Below are 1,087 nucleotides of genomic sequence, written 5' to 3'. Positions count from 1 at the left end.
TCGACCGTCAGCTCGACGGCGTTGGGCTCAGCACTCATCTGACAGGAACTAACCGCCCCACTTGGCGGCTTCGGCCTGGTCCCGGGCGAGCATGGACGTGGTGTTGGCCTCGTGGGTGCTGGCCATCGACTGGTAGGCCCGCACGAGGCTTTCCATCGCCTGGTTCCACTGGGCCTGCCAGGCCTGGTAGGTCATACCGGTGTCGCCCTGCCAGGCGTTGGACAGCGTGGCCTGCTCGCTGGCGATGTCCGAACCCAGCCCCTGCAGCGTGCCGGCGTAGCCGGCCATGTCGGCGGCGTGGCTCAACATCGCCGGGTAGTTGTACATGATTTGGGACATGAGAAGTCCTTTCGCGGTTGTTGGCGGCTGAAGCTCGATCAGAAGGCGTTGTAGCCGGACGCCGCGGCGGCGTCGGCGGCGACGTAGGTTCCCGCGGCGTCGCCGAGGTTGGCCTGGGCGATGTCGAGCAGGGTGTTGACCCGCGCGGCTGCCTCGACGAAGCGGGCGTGCGCGGCCTGGAACGCGGCCGAGGACTCGCCCTGGTGGAACGCCTGTGCCGACATGGCCTCCTGCTCGGCCTGACTGATGGTGCTGCGCATCAACGCCGCCTTGGCACTGAAGGCCGACTGCGCGGCCACCAACTGCGGGATGTGGGCGTCCAACATACTCATGGTGCTTCCTTTCTCTGCGGTCTCATGGGGTTTCGGTGACTGACGAGCATCGGGCTGACTGCCTTATCCCCCTTCCCTGGGCTCGGTCGGGCGCGCCGGGTCGTGGTCCCAGGTGCCGGGCATCATCGGCATCTTTGGGCCGCTGCCGAATTCGCCGTCGGTGAGCTTGGTCAAACCGGCCGCCCGGAAGGTGTTCGCCTTCCGCGCGGTGCCGGCGAAGCCCAGCGTCCCGGCCCCGGCACCGGATGCCACCGCCGCGGCCAGTCGCTCATCGTCGTCGTCGTAGTCCGGGGGCACGCCGATGTCGGAATCCATGTCCGCGAACTCGTCGGCGTGGTCCCGCAGCGTGGCCCGGCGGCGCCGCCGCGCGCGCGCCTCCGCCCGACTGGCCGCGGCGGTGGCATCCGGTGCCGGGG

At 69.4% G+C, this 1,087-nt stretch carries 2 protein-coding genes and 1 pseudogene; all 3 read right to left on the bottom strand.

Going from position 1 to position 1,087, the window contains the following annotated elements; translation table 11 throughout:
• Nucleotides 1-48: 48 nt before the first annotated feature.
• Nucleotides 49-339 carry a WXG100 family type VII secretion target gene (locus A9X05_RS21545; RefSeq protein WP_067278112.1) on the bottom strand — a complete coding sequence of 97 codons (291 nt, stop codon included), beginning with the start codon at nucleotides 337-339 and terminating at the stop codon, nucleotides 49-51.
• A gap of 38 nt (nucleotides 340-377) precedes the next feature.
• Nucleotides 378-671, bottom strand: coding sequence for a type VII secretion system protein EsxG (esxG, locus tag A9X05_RS21540; protein ID WP_067278108.1), 294 nt, complete (start codon nucleotides 669-671; stop codon nucleotides 378-380).
• Between the two features lie 63 nt (nucleotides 672-734).
• A pseudogene (locus tag A9X05_RS31770) lies at nucleotides 735-1,087 on the bottom strand (PPE family protein); the annotation flags it as partial.

This window comes from Mycobacterium sp. E3298, assembly GCF_001666895.1.
GTDB lineage: Bacteria > Actinomycetota > Actinomycetes > Mycobacteriales > Mycobacteriaceae > Mycobacterium.
The sequence above is the reverse complement of the archived record's forward strand: the minus strand, read 5'-3'. Positions and strand labels throughout refer to the sequence as shown.

Bases quoted from the DNA above. Each gene is read 5' to 3' on its own strand.
- A9X05_RS21545 (WP_067278112.1), bottom strand. From the start codon at position 339: ATGTCCCAAATCATGTACAACTACCCGGCGATGTTGAGCCACGCCGCC.
- esxG (WP_067278108.1), bottom strand. From the start codon at position 671: ATGAGTATGTTGGACGCCCACATCCCGCAGTTGGTGGCCGCGCAGTCG.